This window comes from Pseudomonas phenolilytica (assembly GCF_021432765.1).
GTDB lineage: Bacteria > Pseudomonadota > Gammaproteobacteria > Pseudomonadales > Pseudomonadaceae > Stutzerimonas > Stutzerimonas phenolilytica.
On sequence record NZ_CP058908.1, the window covers coordinates 1,025,110 to 1,040,281 of the forward strand.

A 15,172-nucleotide genomic window follows, 5' to 3' on the forward strand; every position below is an offset into this window, starting at 1 on the left:
CTTCCACGCGTCACGTCCGGACCACCTCGCTGCCTGCTCCGAGCGCAGCACCGTAGGGTAGGCTTCAGCCCACCAACCCCATAACCGAACCGCCCCGGTGGGCTAAAGCCCACCCTACCCGGCTAAGCAGGCCTAACGTTTGGTTAAGGGGCGGCTTTAGCCCGTCCCAGTGAGCGAAGCGAACGATTTGAACCAGTTGTTAGGCTCTGCCCCGGTTTTCAGGATGGATTAACTCTTTCAAAATGCTGACAAGACTTTGTGCGGAAAGTGATTGGTAGTGCTGTTTTTTAATGATTGGGTCGTATACAGAAAGCATTCGGTTGTACGCTTCGACCATAGGGCAGTGCGAGTTAAAGTATCTTTGTTTGAACTCTGAGAACCTATCCAATTCGTTAACGAGGAAAGAGGCTGTTCCCATGTACTCTGCTTCATTGTTTCCATCGAAGCCCCGAAATTTGGGGTCTTTTCCGAAAGGAGTTGCCTCTGCTTCAACAAAAGCTTTTTCATCGTCTGTAAGGTCGTCGTAACTTCTTTCGATAAAGCTCCACATATCAAGTATATTCAATACTTCCTTTACGATTTCAGGCGTGTCTTGTTCGTCGAAGGGGATGCCGGCGTACTTCCATGGAATACTCCATGTGTTATTGCTGAAAACTGCGGACCGTATGAAGTCGGGATCAATTTCACCTCTGACTTCCAACTTCTCGTATAGCTCACTCAGCATCAAAATTATTAGTTTCTCGCCGTCTGTGATTTTCATTCGAATTCCTTAATTCCCAGTTGCGATGGTTTCTTTCTTCTCGTCTGCCAGATTCTTGGCAACAGGTAGAAAACTATTGATCTTGTGATAAATTCGAGTGCCGATTTCTTTCTTTTCGTATTGTTGTGTCGCGTCAGCTAGAGACGTTATATCGTCGTTGAGGTCGCCGCATAATTCTAATGCATGATTCTTGAATAACTCAGAGTAATGCGTGCTGTGCTCATTTATTAGCCTGCAATACTCTTCAACATCTTTTGCAATGCTGCTGCAGTCAATACCAGTTAGCAAATTTAGGCTGGAAGATGGGCCTATCCTTGAAACGACACTAAGTATTCTTTTTGTCTCTGTGTGTATTTGAGATAGTTCGACCATCTCCCTTCGGGTTACAAGTTCACTTCTTACTCTTTCGGCTCTTAATGCAGATCTTGATGCATCGCGGGCCTCAATAAATGCCCATGCGGCACCACCAATGGATGCAAGGGAACCTATTATAGATATCCATGTTTCAGCAGTGCTCACTATTATGGATTCCTTATGAGCCTAACATTTGGTTAAGGGGCGGGATTTAGCCCGTCCCAGTGAGCGAAGCGAACGGTTTGAACCAGTTACTAGGCATTGGCCCAGCGTTGATGCCGAAACATTTGTTGATTTGCTCTTTAGGACAAGAGAACGAAACAGTTCGATCGGATCGTCTAGAGTTGTTCGAAGGGCAATGAAGAGTTGAATTAAGCCAGTATGATGTTCGGATGACGGCTCCACAAGTTCTGTGTGTAGTTGGTCAGCTGCATTTCCAAAGTGTGTCTTAAAGCCGGAAAGACTTTCTTTCCAATCGAGGCGCAAAATAGAGCCAGAAGGTTGCTCGCTGTAGATGCCCGGCTCATGAAATTCGGCCTGCCCGTAGAAGTCGTAGAAGATGCTATTGGTTACCTTGACAAATAGCGTAGCTATATCAACAGCGTCTTCAGCTTCAGCGCGTTCGGGAACTTTGAATTCGTGCTCCAAGAAATTTCTAGTTTTATTCACCTTTTGCAGTATCCGAGGTGCAACTAGGCCAATTCGTTGAAGTTGGCAGATTCTTTCAGGAAAATTCTTCTTCTTCGGGAGACCGAATTTGGAGATAAGTGCCTCTAACTGACAATCTATTGCACGCTTCGCGTTCGTGAGGGCGTTGATATTTCCAGCGTTATCTTCGTGTTGAAGGTCTCTCTCGGCTGACTTTAGATAATCATCGCCAGTTTGCTCAAATGGAAAATTGAGCGACCCCATAGCAAATAAACCCCATTCCGATAGATGTGGTCCGCGATTAATCAGAAATTTACTGAGCAGCATTTATTTGCCTAACGTTTGGTTAAGGGGCCGGCTTTAGCCGGTCCCGAGTGAGCGAAGCGAGCGGCTTGAACCATTTGTTAGGCTTTTTTATCCCAGCCGACTACATAGCCATTTTCTACTGTGATTCGAAGTGCGAAGCGGTTTACGCCTTGCCGATTGTATTTCCAGATTTCTTTAGTCTTTGTTTTTAACAGCTTGTTGTCGACAGCCTCAGGGTTGCCTAAGGAGTCTAGAAGCTGTTCAGAGGTTTGTCCCTCCCAGAAATATCCATCATAGATCTTCTGGGTAATTGTCTCGTCTTTGTATTTCTCACGTAGATATGCGAGGCGTTGCTGCTTTTTGTTGTGTTTGTATATTGCTATTAGGGTTAGCACTCCGACAACTATGAGTGATGGGACTACCCAGCCAGCTGTCTCAAATATTTTTGAAATTCCGTATATAGGAAGCCCAATAATCAAGGCAAGAGCGATTAAGCTATTTTCTGCCTTGGTTGATCTTCGAGCCATCACGGATCCTCTGTATAGGCCTAACGTTTGGTTAAGGGGCGGGCTTTAGCCCGTCCCAGCGAGCGCAGCGAGCGATTTGAACCAGTTGTTAGCCTTACCACGTTAGCTCAGTAGGCTTGTAGTTCTTCACCCACTTGTCAGCGTCATTTTCTAGCCATGTGACAACAACTGATGCTTTACAAGAATATGCTTCTTCTAAACTTTCAATCATGTCTGGAGTTGCCCAGAGCACTAGATAAACGGATGCACTCTTATAGTTTTTAAATGTTCTATCTGAACATAAATCAATGCTCTCCCCAGTGGGGAGCTTGACAGACTTGTGTTTAGCCAAGCATTTAACAAGGTCTTGACCAATAGCTGATGCTAACAGAGTAGAGTCAAGGTGCTGCATTGTGGGGACATAAATTACGCCATCACCGTGTTTTTGACATAACTCCAAAAATTTTAATACACCTGCTTTTGTGGCTGCGTGATCATCGCCAATGGCCTTTAGCAAAAATCTTTCTGTATTTCTCATGGGTTCTTCCTTGTGGCTAACGTTTGGTTAAGGGGGCGGGCTTTAGCCCGTCCCAGTGAGCGAAGCGAACGGTTTGAACCAGTTGTTATGCATTAAGGCTGAGCCCGACTGGATTGGCCTCAATCAATTCAACTGCATGTCGGATACCGTAGGTAATAATAATTCCAGTGTTATATCTATACGCCAGTGGCAATTGCTGAGCACCCTGATAGATAGGCTCTTCATTGTACCTATAACCTGAAATTACCCCGGCCACCTTGAAGTCATGTCTATTTTGCTCTTTAAAAACTACCGGGCCGCCCGAAAATCCCGGGTTATTGTGCCCGTCAAGAAACAGTAATTGATTACCAGTGGGCGTGGTATACATGCAAGACAAAATAGCTTGCTTTACGAAAGGAAGGGGAAAATCACGATTCATTTCTCCTATAGCCCCTGTCATACCATAGGGAAAGCCAAGAAAGTAAACGTCTTGTCCATAAACAATGCCTTCCATGGTGGCTGGAAGCGGATAGTTAGGAGATAGGAGCACATTTGTAGCGAGTACAGAGATATCTATTTCACCATCACAATGACCAACCAATGTCACATCTATATCTTTCCATTGGTCGCCGTGAAACATAGATATTTTTTGAGTGCCAGAAATTCCAGAAACCACATGTTTTGCAGTAATGATGTACTGCTTATCGGCAACATCAATTGTAAAGCATGTACCGATGGAATCGTCGACGCGAATATGAAATGTTCTTTGAATTACGTTGGTGGTAATCACATCACTTCCCTATGCATAACTATAATTAGACACCAATTGGTGCATAACACGCCGAACGGGCGTGGTGTAAAACATTCTCTTCGTTTCGCACAGACCTACTCTAGCTTGGGCAATACAGCGATATCAGCGCTCGTATTGCTTTTTATGCACCACCGCTTTCGCTCGGGCGCTGGCCCTGATGATAGAGCCGCGAGCGCAAATGGGCCGGAGTAGCTCGTAATGTCACAGCGGAACGACGAACAAATCGCAATTGCTGCGCGTGATGGCACATTAGCCACTGCTTCCGTATGGGTAAAGCAGACGATGGATTAATCCTCGATTCTCATACTGTCGCCTGACGCGCGGTCACTCGCGCCGGATGCGCTTTCCGCCCACCTACCCTGTCCACCCTACATGGCTCAGTTGCGGAGGTGATCGTGAAAGGCATGTTTTCAGTAGCGCAACGACATTGATACGCACGCTGGTGGTGGGCGTGCTGGCCTATATCAGCCTGGTGCTGCTGTTGCGCCTGTCGGGGCGGCGGACGTTGTCGAAGTTGAATGCGTTCGATCTGGTGGTGACGGTTGCGCTGGGTTCGACCTTCGCGACGATTCTGCTCAATCGCAATGTGTCGCTGGCCGAGGGGGTGCTGGCGTTCGCGCTGTTGATCGGGCTGCAGTATGTGGTCACCTGGTCCAGCGTGCGGGTGGCCTGGGTGCGGCGTACGGTGACGGGCGAGCCGGCGCTGCTGTTCTTTCGCGGGCATTTTTTTTGGCGATGCCATGCGCGTGGCGCGGGTGACCGAGGATGAGGTGCGGGCCGCCGCGCGCAGTCAGGGGCTGGCCGCGCTGGATGGCATCGAGGCGGTGGTGCTGGAGACCGATGGCAGTTTCAGCGTGATCACCGATGGCGCCGGCGACAGCCGTTCCACGCTGGGCGGGTGAATGTGCCGGGGCCGAACGAAAAGGGTGTTTGAGGCCGTGGCACCCTTCGCCGGCGGCTGATCGACGGGCCTGCCGCCGGGGGCCCGCGCCGGTCCGGTTGCCGCCACGCGGCGCTGCCGCCAGACTCGTTGCTCCTGCCCGCCATTCAATGCGACCCCACCGATGAAAACCAACCTCGACGAAATGCTCGCCTTTGTCAGCGTGGTCGACAGTGGCTCGATCAGCGCCGCGGCCGAGCAGCTGGAACAGACCGCCTCGGGTGTCAGCCGGGCGTTGAGTCGGCTGGAGGACAAGCTGGCGGTGACGCTGTTGCGCCGCACCACGCGGCGCCTCGAACTGACCGAGGAAGGCGCGGCGTTCCTGGCGCAGGCGCGGCGGATTCTGGCCAGCGTGGAGGAGGCCGAGGAGCAGATGGCGCTGCGGCGGCAGGCGCCGGCCGGGCGCTTGCGGGTCAATACCGCGTCGCCGTTCATGCTGCATGTGATCGTGCCGCTGATCGGCGATTTCCGCGCGCGCTATCCGCTGATCGAGCTGGAACTGCACAGCGACGACCGCATCGTCGATTTGCTGGAGCGGCGCATCGATCTGGCCATCCGCATCGGCCCGCTGCCCGATTCCAGCCTGCATGCGCGGCCGCTGTGCCACACCCTGCGGCGGGTGCTGGCGAGCCCGGCCTATCTGCAGCGGCATGGCGTTCCAGAGGGCGTCGAGGCGCTGGCCGGGCACAGTCTGATCGGCTTTACCGAGCCGGATCGCCTCAACGACTGGCCGCTGCGCCACGCGCTGGGCGAGAGCTGGCGGATCACCCCGGCATTGCGGGCCTCCAGCGGCGACACGGTGCGCGAGCTGGCGCTGGCCGGCGAGGGGCTGGCGTGCCTGTCCGATTTCATGACCGACAAGGATCGCCAGCGTGGCGAGCTGGTGGAGGTGCTGGCGGCGCAGCGGGTCGACGTGCGCCAGCCGATCAACGCGGTGTACTACCGCAACAGCGCGCTGGCCTCGCGCATCACCTGTTTTCTCGATTACCTCAGCGAGCGCCTGGGCGCCCATCAAGGGCACGGCTGAGCCAGCACCCATCACGTGGTTCCGCGAGCGCCGATTCGGGGCCAGGGGAACCGCCACCGCTTCAGCGGTCTTAGCTCTGGATAAACGCCGCATAGTGGCGTTTCATTCGCTTCGCGCCGCGCCCGGGTGGGCCGGCGTTTCGCCTTCTTCGCACAGGACCCATCGATGAGTATCGCCCCGAACGCAGGACGCCTGCCCGACCCGCACAGCCTGACCCACCTGCCGCGCCTGGTGGCGCGCTACTACAGCGACCGCCCGGACCCGTCCGATCCGGCGCAGCAGGTGGCGTTCGGCACCTCCGGGCATCGCGGCTCCTCGCTCAAGGGCAGCTTCAACGAATGGCACATCCTCGCCACCTCCCAGGCGATCTGCGATTACCGCCGCCAGGAAGGCATCGACGGCCCGCTGTTCATGGGCATGGACACCCATGCGCTGTCCGAACCGGCATTTATCTCGGCACTGGAAGTGCTGGCGGCCAACGGCATCGAGACGCGCATCGACGCCGGTTGCCCGGAAACCAACGGCGAGCCGGGTTACACCCCGACCCCGGCGATCTCCAACGCGATCCTCAGCTACAACCGCGGCCGCACGAGCGGGCTGGCCGACGGCATCGTCATCACGCCGTCGCACAACCCGCCGGGCGATGGCGGCTTCAAGTACAACCCCACCAATGGCGGCCCGGCCGACACCGGCGTGACCAAGTGGATTCAGGAGCGCGCCAATGCGCTGCTGGTCGCCGGGCTCGATGGCGTCAAGCGCATGGATTACCGCCAGGCGCTCAAGGCCTCGACCACTCAGCGCTTCGATTTCATCGACGCCTATGTCGGCGGACTGGAGCGGGTGATCAACCTCGCGGCGATCCGCGATTCGGGCCTGACGTTCGCCGTCGACCCGCTGGGCGGCGCCGGTGTGCACTACTGGCCGCGCATCGCCGAGCGCTTCGGCCTGCCGCTGGAGGTGCTGTCCACGGTGGTCGACCCGACCTTCCGCTTCATGCGCCTGGACTGGGACGGCAAAATCCGCATGGACTGCAGCTCGCCGCATGCCATGGCCGGGCTGATCGAGAACAAGGACCGCTTCGACGTGGCCTTCGCCTGCGACACCGACCACGACCGCCACGGCATCGTCACCCGCTCCGGCGGGCTGATGAACCCCAACCATTACCTGGCGGTGGCCATCGAATACCTGTTCACCCATCGCCCGGGCTGGAGCGCCGAGGCCGGCATCGGCAAGACGCTGGTGTCCTCGTCGATGATCGACCGCGTCGCCGCCGGCATCGGTCGGCGGCTGGTGGAAGTGCCGGTGGGCTTCAAGTGGTTCGTCGACGGCCTGATGGATGGCAGCCTGGGCTTCGGCGGCGAGGAATCGGCCGGTGCGTCGTTCCTCGACCTCAACGGCAACGCCTGGTCCACCGACAAGGACGGGCTGATCCTCGGCCTGCTGGCGGCGGAAATCACCGCCGTCACCGGCAAGGACCCGAGCGAGCGCTACCAGGCACTCACCGAGCGCTTCGGCGCGCCGGTGTACCAGCGCATCGACGCCGCGGCCAATCGCGAGCAGAAAGCGCGCCTGGGCAAGCTGTCGGCGTCGCAGGTCACGGCGAAGGAACTGGCCGGCCAGCCGATCACCCGCATCCTCACCGAGGCGCCGGGCAACGGCGCGGCCATCGGCGGGCTGAAGGTGGAAACGGAAAACGGCTGGTTCGCCGCGCGGCCGTCCGGCACCGAGGACGTGTACAAGATCTACGCCGAGAGCTTCGAGGGCGAGGCGCACCTCAAGCGCATCCAGACCGAAGCCAAGGCGCTGGTGGACTCGGTGCTGGCCGGCTAATCGGCAGCCGCGCCGCGCGCAGTCAGTGACGCGCCGGCGCGGCCTCGCTGTCGCCCTCCTCGGCAGACGGGGCCGCGCGGCCGTAGACGCTCTTCTTCATCTTGCCGACCACCTGCAGGCAGAGGTCGCTGTGCGGCATGATGCGGCAGGCCAGCGCCATGCCCTGCGCCTGTTCCTCGGCGCTGACGTGGGCCTGGCTCATGACCTTCGCCTCATAGCTGCCCTGGGTGACCTGCACCTTGCACACGCCGCAGCCGCCGCCGCGGCAGCCCAGCGGAATGCCGCGCCGGCCTAGGCGGGCCATGCCGTGCAGCACCGATTCGTGCTCGTCGCAGGGATAGTGCTCGGCGGTGTCTTCGATGGTGATCTGATGCTTCATCATCGCCCTCACTCTGCCGAATTGAGCCCAAGCGCTGCGAGCGCGGCACGGGCGCAGGCTTCGTCCTGCTCCTCACTGCCGCCGGAGACGCCGACGCCACCGATGCAGCGCCCCTCGACCAGAATCGGCAAACCGCCGCCGAGTACCACCAGCCGCGGTCGGGTGGTCAGTCCGGTGTACAGGCGCGGGTTGTCGCCGATCACCTCCAGCCACCGGCCGGTGGGGAAGCCGAAGCTGGCGGCGGTGTAGGCCTTGTCGACGGCGATGCTTTCCGAGTGCAGGAACGCCTCGGCCATGCGCAGGTAGGCCAGCGTGTTGCCGCTGCGGTCGACCAGCGCGACATGCACGCGGATGCCCAGGCGCTCGGCGCAGTCCAGCGCTGCCTGCGCGGCGACCGCGGCGCCGCGCCAGTCGAGGCGCGGCCCCTGGGATCGGAGGAAATCGCGATGGGTCATGATGCGGCCTCCCCTGCCTGATCGCGCGCCGCGATCTCCGCCGCGCGCAGCAGGTCGGCCGGTATGCCGCCGATCGACCAGTCCTCGGGTTGCACACGAATGCACAGCCCGCGCACCAGCTGCGGCTGCACATCGAGAATGCGCACCAGCAGTTCGGTGAAGCCAGCCATCAGCCGCCGCCGCTCCTCCAGCGGACGGCCGTCGAGCACACGGAATTCAAAGTACGGCGCCTGCCGCCCGACTTCGCCGGCGACGGCGAAACACTCGCGCGGGTACAGGCTGATCATCGCCCGCACGCGGTCGATCGGCGAGGCAAGCACCTGGCTGTACAGCCGCGAGGCTTCGCCAAGCAACTCGATCTGCTGTTCGGGGCTGGCGCTGCCTTGCGCCAGGTGAAAGTTCACGATGGGCATTGGGTTGTCTCCACGGCGTCGTTGTAATTGTTCGTCCGCTTCGTTTCGGTTGGCTGCCTGGCTCAGGGCAATCCGCGGCGGCGCCCCGAGTCGAGCATCAGCGTCGAGCCGGTCATCGCGTCGGCTTCCGGCGCCAGCAGCAGCGCCACCGCCCAGGCGACCTGCTCCGGCGTGGTGAAGGCGCCGAGCGAGGATTCGGCGCACATCTCGGCCAGCACCGCCGCGCTGTCGATACCGCGTTGCCGCGCGCGGTCGGCGGCGACCCGGTGCAGCCGCTCGGTGTCGGCCGGTCCGGGCGCAACCAGGTGCGCAGTGATGCCGCGCGCGCCGTAGGCCAGGCTCAGCTGGCGCACCGCGTTGACCAGTGCCGCGTTGGCGATGCCGGCCGAGGCGGCATAGGCGGTCGGCTCGAAGCCGTAGTGCCCGCCGATGGCGACCAGCCGTGAGCCGGCGCGCAGGTGCGGATCGACCGCACGCACCAGCCGCAGCAAACCACCGACTTTGATATTCACCGCATCCACTAGCGCGGCGACCGGCGCATCCAGCACGCCACCGGCGACCGCCACGCCCGGCCCGTGCACCACCATGCGCACCGGCCGGTCGAGCGCCGCGCCAATGGCCGCGACCGATGCATCGGCCGCGAGATCGGCGACGCAGGGAATCACCCGCGGACACTCCGCGCGCAACGCCTGCAACGGCGCTGCGCTGCGCGCCACCGCGAGCACGTCGAGACCGCTGTCGATCAGCCGCGCGACGATCCGGCAACCGAAAGCGCCCGAGGCGCCGACCACCACCGCCAGTTCGTTGGCCACTGTCTGCCCTCCTGCGCTGCGTGCCATCAGGCCCGGAAGGCGATGCCGCGCGCCTTGGCCATGGTCATCGCGGTGTCCGGGATCATGTCTTCCTGGCCGCCGATCATCTTCTTGCGGCCCAGCTCGACGAGGATGTCCCGCGCCGGCACGCCGAAGCGCTCGGCGGCCCGCTTGGCGTGCAGCAGGAAGGTCGAGTAGACGCCGGCATAGCCGAGGGTCAGCGACTCGCGGTCGACCCGCACCACGTGCTCCATCATCGGCACGATGATCTCTTCGGCGACGTCCATCAGCTTGAACAGGTCGGCACCGGTTTCCATGCCCATGCGCTCGCACACGGCGGCGAAGACTTCCAGCGGCGTGTTGCCGGCACCGGCACCGAGGCCGGCCACCGAGCCGTCGATGCGCGTGGCACCGGCCTCGATGGCGGCGATGGAGTTGGCGATGCCCATGCCCAGGTTGTGGTGGCCGTGGAAGCCGATCTCGGTTTCCGGCTTGAGCACCGCACGCAGCGCACCGACCCGCGCCTTGACGTCCTCGGGCAGCATGTAGCCGGCCGAATCGGTGACGTAGACGGTCTGCGCGCCGTAGGACTCCATCAGCTTGCCCTGCTGGGCGATGCCTTCGGCGTCGTTGAGGTGCGCCATCATCAGAAAGCCCGAGGTGTCCATGCCCAGCTTGCGCGCATAGGCGATGTGCTGCGGCGAGGTGTCGGCCTCGGTGCAATGGGTGGCCACGTGCACACTGCGCGCACCGCAGTCGTAGGCCGACTGCAGCTCCTTCATGGTGCCGAGACCGGGGATCAGCAGCACCGAGACCTTGGCCTGCTTCATCTGCGCCGCGACCGCGCTGATGTATTCCTCGTTGCTGTGCGGCGCGAAGCCGTGCTGCAGCGAGTTGCCGCCCAGGCCGGCGCCGTGGGTGACCTGGATATAGGGCACGCCGGCATCGTCCAGCGCGGTGGCGACCTTGACCATCTGCGCAACGCTGATCTGTTCGCGCTTGGCGTGCATGCCGTCGCGCAGGCACATGTCATGCAGGATGACCTTGCGGCCTTTCAGACTGTTGGACTGACTCATCACGCAACCTCCACGGCAGGCAGCTGGATTTTTCCGGCCAGGATTTCCTCGGCGAACATCTCGGCGGTACGGGTGGCGGCGGCGGTCATGATGTCGAGGTTGCCGGCGTAGGTCGGCAGGTAGTCGCCCAACCCGGCCACTTCGAGGAATACCGAAACCTTGTTGCCGTCGAAGATCGGCCCGTTGACCAGGCGATAGCCCGGCACGTACTTCTGCACCTCGCCGATCATCTCGAGGATCGAGGCGGTGATGCGGTCGCGGTCCGGCTCCTCGTCGGTCAGGCAGTAGACGGTGTTGCGCATCATCATCGGCGGTTCGGCCGGGTTGATGATGCACAGCGCCTTGCCACGCCGCGAACCGCCGACCTTGCAGATTGCGCCGGAGGTGGTGGTGGTGAATTCGTCGAGGTTGGCGCGGGTGCCCGGGCCGATGGATTTCGACGCCAGGCTGCCGATGATTTCCGCGTAATCCACGCTCTGGATGCGCGACACCGCATAGACCACCGGGATGGTCGCCTGGCCGGCGCAGGAGATCATGTTGACGTTCATCTCCAGTTTCTCGGCGTGCGCCTTGAGGTTCACCGGCGGCACGCACAGCGGGCCGATGGCCGCCGGGGTGAGGTCGACCATCAGCACGCCGAGCGCGTTGAGTTTGCGGCTGTTCTCGGCGTGCACGTAGGCGCTGGTGGCGTCGAAGGCGATCTGGATGCCGTCTTCGAGCACGTGCGGCAGCAGGCCGTCGACGCCCTCATGGGTGGTTTTCAGGCCCATTTCGCGGGCACGCTTGAGGCCTTCGGATTCGGCGTCGATCCCCACCATCCACACCGGTTCGAGCACCGGGCTGCGCATGATCTTGTAGATCAGGTCGGTGCCGATGTTGCCCGAGCCGATGAGTGCGCATTTGATCTTCTTCATTGTGCCTGCTCCCGTTTCGCGGCGCGTTGAGCGAGCGTCATACCGCCGACATAGAACTCCCCGCTGCTGTGTTCGGTGATGAGGATCCGTACCGTTTCCGGCGCGCAGTCGAGACTCTCGGCAACCGCCGCGGTGACGGCGGCGGCGACGCGGCTCTTCTGCTCGTGGGTGCGCCCTTCGACCATGTGCATTTCGATGATTGGCATGAGTGGTTCTCCGGTTAGTCGACGAAGCGCATCGAGACGCTGCCCAGGTCCTGGAAGCGCGCGACCACGTTATCGCCGGGCTTCACCGCCACGGCTTCGGTGATTCCGCCGCTCATCACGAAGCTGCCGGCCGGCAGGCTCTCGTCCAGTTCGGCGAGGATGTTGACGACCATCGCGATGGCCTCGGCCGGATGCCCCATGACCGCCGCCGAGGCGCCGGTGGCGACGATTTCGCCGTTGATCTCGATCACCACGCCGAGGGTGCGCAGGTCCAGCTCCTCGACGTAACGCGGGCGGCCGCCGCCGACGAAGCGCGCCGACGAGGCGTTGTCGGCGACCACGCTGGCGAGGTCGAACTTGAAGCCGGAGAAGCGCGAATCGATGATCTCCACCGCCGGCAGCACGTAGTCGGTGGCCGCCAGCACATCACTGGCGGTGCAGCCGGGGCCGCGCAGTTCCTGCTTCATGACGAAGGCGACTTCGCACTCGACGCGCGGATGCACCAGGTCAGCGGTGGAGATGGCCGAGTTCTCCGGGCGCGCCATGCGGTCGGTGAGAAAGCCGATCGACGGCACATCGACACCCATCTGCTGCATCTTGGCCTTGGAGGTCAGGCCGGCCTTCCAGCCGATCAGCTTGTGGCCCTGGGCGATGAAGCGCTTGCGCAGTTCGTTCTGCACGGCGTAACCATCGGCGATGGTCATGTCCGGGTATTCGTTGGTCAGCTTGGGGATCGCGTAGGCGCGGGTCTGCGCGCCTTCGACGCGCTCGCACAGGCGCACCACGTCTTCCCGCGAAAGTGTCAGATTCATGCTCATGCCGCGCTCCTCCCGGAAAACTTCACCCGGCAACTGCCCAGGCCACCCACCGTGCATACCAGCTCGTCGCCATCGACCACCGGCACCAGCGCCGACTGCGAACCGGAGAGGATCACCTCGCCGGCCTTGAACGGAATGCCCAGCTCGCCGAGGGTGTTGGCCAGCCAGGCCACGGCGTTGGCCGGCGAACCCTGCACGGCGGCGCCGACGCCGGTGGAGAACAGCTCGCCGTTCTTTTCCAGCACCATGCCGGCCAGGGTGATGTCCAGCTTGCGCGGGTCGCCCTTGGTCTTGCCCAGCACGTACACGCCGCAGGAGGCGTTGTCCGCCACGGTGTCCTGGATCTTGATCTGCCAGTTCTCGATGCGTGAATCGACGATCTCGAAGCACGGCAGCACGTAGTCGGTGGCGCGGATCACGTCCATCGCGGTGATGCCGGGGCCCTGCAGGTCGTGCTTGAGGACGAAGGCCAGCTCGGCCTCGGCCTTGGGCTGGATCATCTGGCCGAGGTCGATGGTGTCGCCTTCCTGAAACACCATGCCGCTGGTGAGGATGCCGAAGTCCGGCTGGTAGACGCCGAGGAATTCCTGCACCGGCTTGCTGGTGGCGCCGATCTTCTTGCCGACCACGCGCTCGCCGGCGGCGAGGCGCCGCGCGACGAAGCGCTGCTGGATGCGGTAGGCATCTTCGATGCTGATGTCCGGCTCGCGCGCCAGCAGCGGTGGCACCGGGCGGCGCGCGACGAAGGCTTGGTAAAGCTCGTCGCCGTATTGTTCGATCTTGTTGTTATCCATGTCGTTCTCACAGGTTTGCGGCGGATAGGCACAGCCTTCCCCCAGGCGCAGGGGAAGGCGCAGCCGTTCTCAGAGCTTCACGCAGATGTTGCGGGTCTCGGTGTAGAACTCGAGCGAATGCACGCCACCCTCGCGGCCGATGCCGGACTGCTTGGAGCCACCGAAGGGCGTGCGCAGGTCGCGCAGGAACCAGCTGTTGATCCAGGTGATGCCGACATCGACGCGCTCGGCGACGCGATGCGCGCGCGCCAGGTTGCTGGTCCAGATGGTGGTCGACAGGCCGTACTCGGTGGCATTGGCCTTGGCCACCACCTCGTCCTCGCTGTCGAACGGCGCGATGTGGCAGCACGGCCCGAAGATTTCCTCGCGCACCACGGCGGCGGTTTCCGGCAGCCCGGTCCAGATGGTCGGCTGCACCCAGGCACCCTCGGCCAGCTCGCCGGGCATGTCCGGCACGCCGCCGCCGGTGACCAGGGTCGCGCCCTCCTCGATGGCCTTGCGGTAGTAGGACAGCACCTTGTGCTGGTGCTCCAGGCTGATCAGCGGGCCGAAGTTGCTGCCGTGCACCTCGGGACGGCCGTACCTGACCGCCTCGGCCTTGGCCTTGAGTGCCTGCACGAAGCGCTCGAAGATCGGCCGCTCGACGTAGACGCGCTCGGTGCCCAGGCAGACCTGCCCGGTGTTGAGGAACACCGAACGCGAGAAGCCTTCCACCGCGGCATCGAAATCGGCGTCGGCGAAGACGATGCCGGCGTTCTTGCCGCCCAGCTCGAAAGACACGTCGCGCATGCCCTCGGCGGCGGCTTTCATGATCGCCGTGCCGGTGCGCGTCTCGCCGGTGAAGGTGATGGCATCCACGCCCGGATGGCGGGTGACGAACTCGCCGGCCGAATCCGGGCCGAATCCGTGCACCACGTTGTACACGCCCTTGGGAATTCCCACGGCGTTCATCACCTCGCCGAGCAGCGCGGCGGTCTGCGGCGACTCCTCGGAGGGCTTGACCACCACGGTGTTGCCGCAGGCCAGCGCCGGGCCGACCTTCCAGGTCATCAGCATGAACGGCGCGTTCCACGGGCAGACCACACCGATCACGCCCTTGGGCTTGCGGATCGAGTAGTTCAGCGCGCCGCGGCCGTCCGGCGTGTCCATGCGGAAGGATTCGCTGGCGACGTTCTTGATGGTGTCGGCGAAGACCTTGAAGTTGGCCGCGCCGCGCGGGATGAACACGTGCTTCATGACGTGCTCGGGCTGGCCGGTGTCGGCCATTTCCGCCGCGACGAAGTCATCGAAACGGCGGGTGATCTCGTTGGCCACCGCGTACAGCAGCTCGACGCGGCGCTCGGTGCTCATCGCGCCCCATTCGCCCTGCAGCGCGGCACGCGCAGCCTGCACAGCGGCGTCGACCTCGTCGCGGCCAGCCTCGCTGACCGAGGCGATGACGCGGTTGTCCAGCGGCGAGCGCTTGTCGAAGCGTCGGCCACTGGCCGCCGCACGGTATTCACCGGCAATGAAGTTTTCAATCTGGCGCATGATCACTCCGCATCGTTGTTCTTGGACCGGCCAGCCGGTGCGATCGGGCTGGCCTTTGCGATTGAGTCTAGGGACG

Annotated in this window: 18 protein-coding genes and 1 pseudogene; 3 read left to right on the plus strand and 16 right to left on the minus strand. The window is 61.6% G+C overall.

Features of this window, described 5'->3' with window-relative positions:
* Positions 1 to 199 precede the first annotated feature (199 nt).
* From HU825_RS04900 to HU825_RS04925, 6 genes are all read right to left on the minus strand, one after another.
* Positions 200 to 760, minus strand: coding sequence for a YfbU family protein (locus tag HU825_RS04900; RefSeq protein ID WP_234303027.1), 561 nt, complete (start codon positions 758 to 760; stop codon positions 200 to 202).
* Positions 761 to 769: 9 nt separating this feature from the next.
* Complete coding sequence (locus HU825_RS04905; protein ID WP_234303028.1) at positions 770 to 1,279, minus strand: hypothetical protein; 510 nt, start codon at positions 1,277 to 1,279, stop codon at positions 770 to 772.
* 21 nt (positions 1,280 to 1,300) lie between these two features.
* A complete protein-coding gene (locus tag HU825_RS04910) occupies positions 1,301 to 2,089 on the minus strand; it encodes a DUF4145 domain-containing protein (protein WP_234303029.1) in 789 nt (262 codons plus the stop codon).
* A 77-nt stretch (positions 2,090 to 2,166) separates the two neighbouring features.
* Complete coding sequence (locus HU825_RS04915) at positions 2,167 to 2,595, minus strand: hypothetical protein (protein WP_234303030.1); 429 nt, start codon at positions 2,593 to 2,595, stop codon at positions 2,167 to 2,169.
* A 94-nt stretch (positions 2,596 to 2,689) separates the two neighbouring features.
* Positions 2,690 to 3,112, minus strand: a complete 423-nt coding sequence (locus tag HU825_RS04920) for a hypothetical protein (RefSeq protein ID WP_234303031.1) — start codon at positions 3,110 to 3,112, stop codon at positions 2,690 to 2,692.
* 85 nt (positions 3,113 to 3,197) lie between these two features.
* Positions 3,198 to 3,881, minus strand: a complete 684-nt coding sequence (locus HU825_RS04925; RefSeq protein WP_234303032.1) for a S1 family peptidase — start codon at positions 3,879 to 3,881, stop codon at positions 3,198 to 3,200.
* A gap of 425 nt (positions 3,882 to 4,306) precedes the next feature.
* Between HU825_RS04925 and HU825_RS04930 the strand changes: the two are divergent.
* From HU825_RS04930 to pgm, 3 genes and pseudogenes are all read left to right on the plus strand, one after another.
* A pseudogene (locus tag HU825_RS04930) lies at positions 4,307 to 4,836 on the plus strand (DUF421 domain-containing protein).
* Positions 4,837 to 4,966: 130 nt separating this feature from the next.
* The gene (locus HU825_RS04935; protein ID WP_234303033.1) at positions 4,967 to 5,869 is read left to right on the plus strand and encodes a LysR substrate-binding domain-containing protein; all 903 of its coding nucleotides are present in this window, start codon (positions 4,967 to 4,969) and stop codon (positions 5,867 to 5,869) included.
* A 165-nt stretch (positions 5,870 to 6,034) separates the two neighbouring features.
* Complete coding sequence (pgm, locus tag HU825_RS04940; RefSeq protein ID WP_234303034.1) at positions 6,035 to 7,699, plus strand: phosphoglucomutase (alpha-D-glucose-1,6-bisphosphate-dependent); 1,665 nt, start codon at positions 6,035 to 6,037, stop codon at positions 7,697 to 7,699.
* Positions 7,700 to 7,721: 22 nt separating this feature from the next.
* Here the strand turns inward: pgm and HU825_RS04945 are convergent, their stop codons facing one another.
* From HU825_RS04945 to HU825_RS04990, 10 genes are all read right to left on the minus strand, one after another.
* On the minus strand, positions 7,722 to 8,078 hold the full coding sequence (locus HU825_RS04945) for a 2Fe-2S iron-sulfur cluster-binding protein (protein WP_234303035.1): 357 nt from the start codon (positions 8,076 to 8,078) through the stop codon (positions 7,722 to 7,724).
* 8 nt (positions 8,079 to 8,086) lie between these two features.
* Positions 8,087 to 8,533: a GlcG/HbpS family heme-binding protein gene (locus HU825_RS04950; protein WP_234303036.1), complete on the minus strand. Its 447-nt coding sequence runs from the start codon at positions 8,531 to 8,533 to the stop codon at positions 8,087 to 8,089.
* On the minus strand, positions 8,530 to 8,946 hold the full coding sequence (locus HU825_RS04955; protein WP_234303037.1) for a tautomerase family protein: 417 nt from the start codon (positions 8,944 to 8,946) through the stop codon (positions 8,530 to 8,532). The genes HU825_RS04950 and HU825_RS04955 overlap by 4 nt, the downstream gene beginning before the upstream one ends.
* A gap of 62 nt (positions 8,947 to 9,008) precedes the next feature.
* Positions 9,009 to 9,758, minus strand: a complete 750-nt coding sequence (locus HU825_RS04960; RefSeq protein WP_234303038.1) for an SDR family oxidoreductase — start codon at positions 9,756 to 9,758, stop codon at positions 9,009 to 9,011.
* Positions 9,759 to 9,784: 26 nt separating this feature from the next.
* On the minus strand, positions 9,785 to 10,837 hold the full coding sequence (gene dmpG, locus HU825_RS04965) for a 4-hydroxy-2-oxovalerate aldolase (RefSeq protein ID WP_177325130.1): 1,053 nt from the start codon (positions 10,835 to 10,837) through the stop codon (positions 9,785 to 9,787).
* A complete protein-coding gene (locus HU825_RS04970; protein ID WP_043294953.1) occupies positions 10,834 to 11,748 on the minus strand; it encodes an acetaldehyde dehydrogenase (acetylating) in 915 nt (304 codons plus the stop codon). The genes dmpG and HU825_RS04970 overlap by 4 nt, the downstream gene beginning before the upstream one ends.
* The gene (locus HU825_RS04975) at positions 11,745 to 11,954 is read right to left on the minus strand and encodes a tautomerase family protein (protein WP_043294952.1); all 210 of its coding nucleotides are present in this window, start codon (positions 11,952 to 11,954) and stop codon (positions 11,745 to 11,747) included. Before HU825_RS04975 ends, HU825_RS04970 begins: the two co-directional genes overlap by 4 nt.
* 14 nt (positions 11,955 to 11,968) lie before the next feature.
* Positions 11,969 to 12,772: a 2-oxo-3-hexenedioate decarboxylase gene (gene dmpH / locus HU825_RS04980; RefSeq protein WP_234303039.1), complete on the minus strand. Its 804-nt coding sequence runs from the start codon at positions 12,770 to 12,772 to the stop codon at positions 11,969 to 11,971.
* Positions 12,769 to 13,566, minus strand: a complete 798-nt coding sequence (dmpE, locus tag HU825_RS04985; protein ID WP_003288484.1) for a 2-oxopent-4-enoate hydratase — start codon at positions 13,564 to 13,566, stop codon at positions 12,769 to 12,771. The genes dmpH and dmpE overlap by 4 nt, the downstream gene beginning before the upstream one ends.
* A 69-nt stretch (positions 13,567 to 13,635) precedes the next feature.
* Positions 13,636 to 15,096: a 2-hydroxymuconic semialdehyde dehydrogenase gene (locus HU825_RS04990; RefSeq protein ID WP_043295106.1), complete on the minus strand. Its 1,461-nt coding sequence runs from the start codon at positions 15,094 to 15,096 to the stop codon at positions 13,636 to 13,638.
* Positions 15,097 to 15,172: the final 76 nt, after the last annotated feature.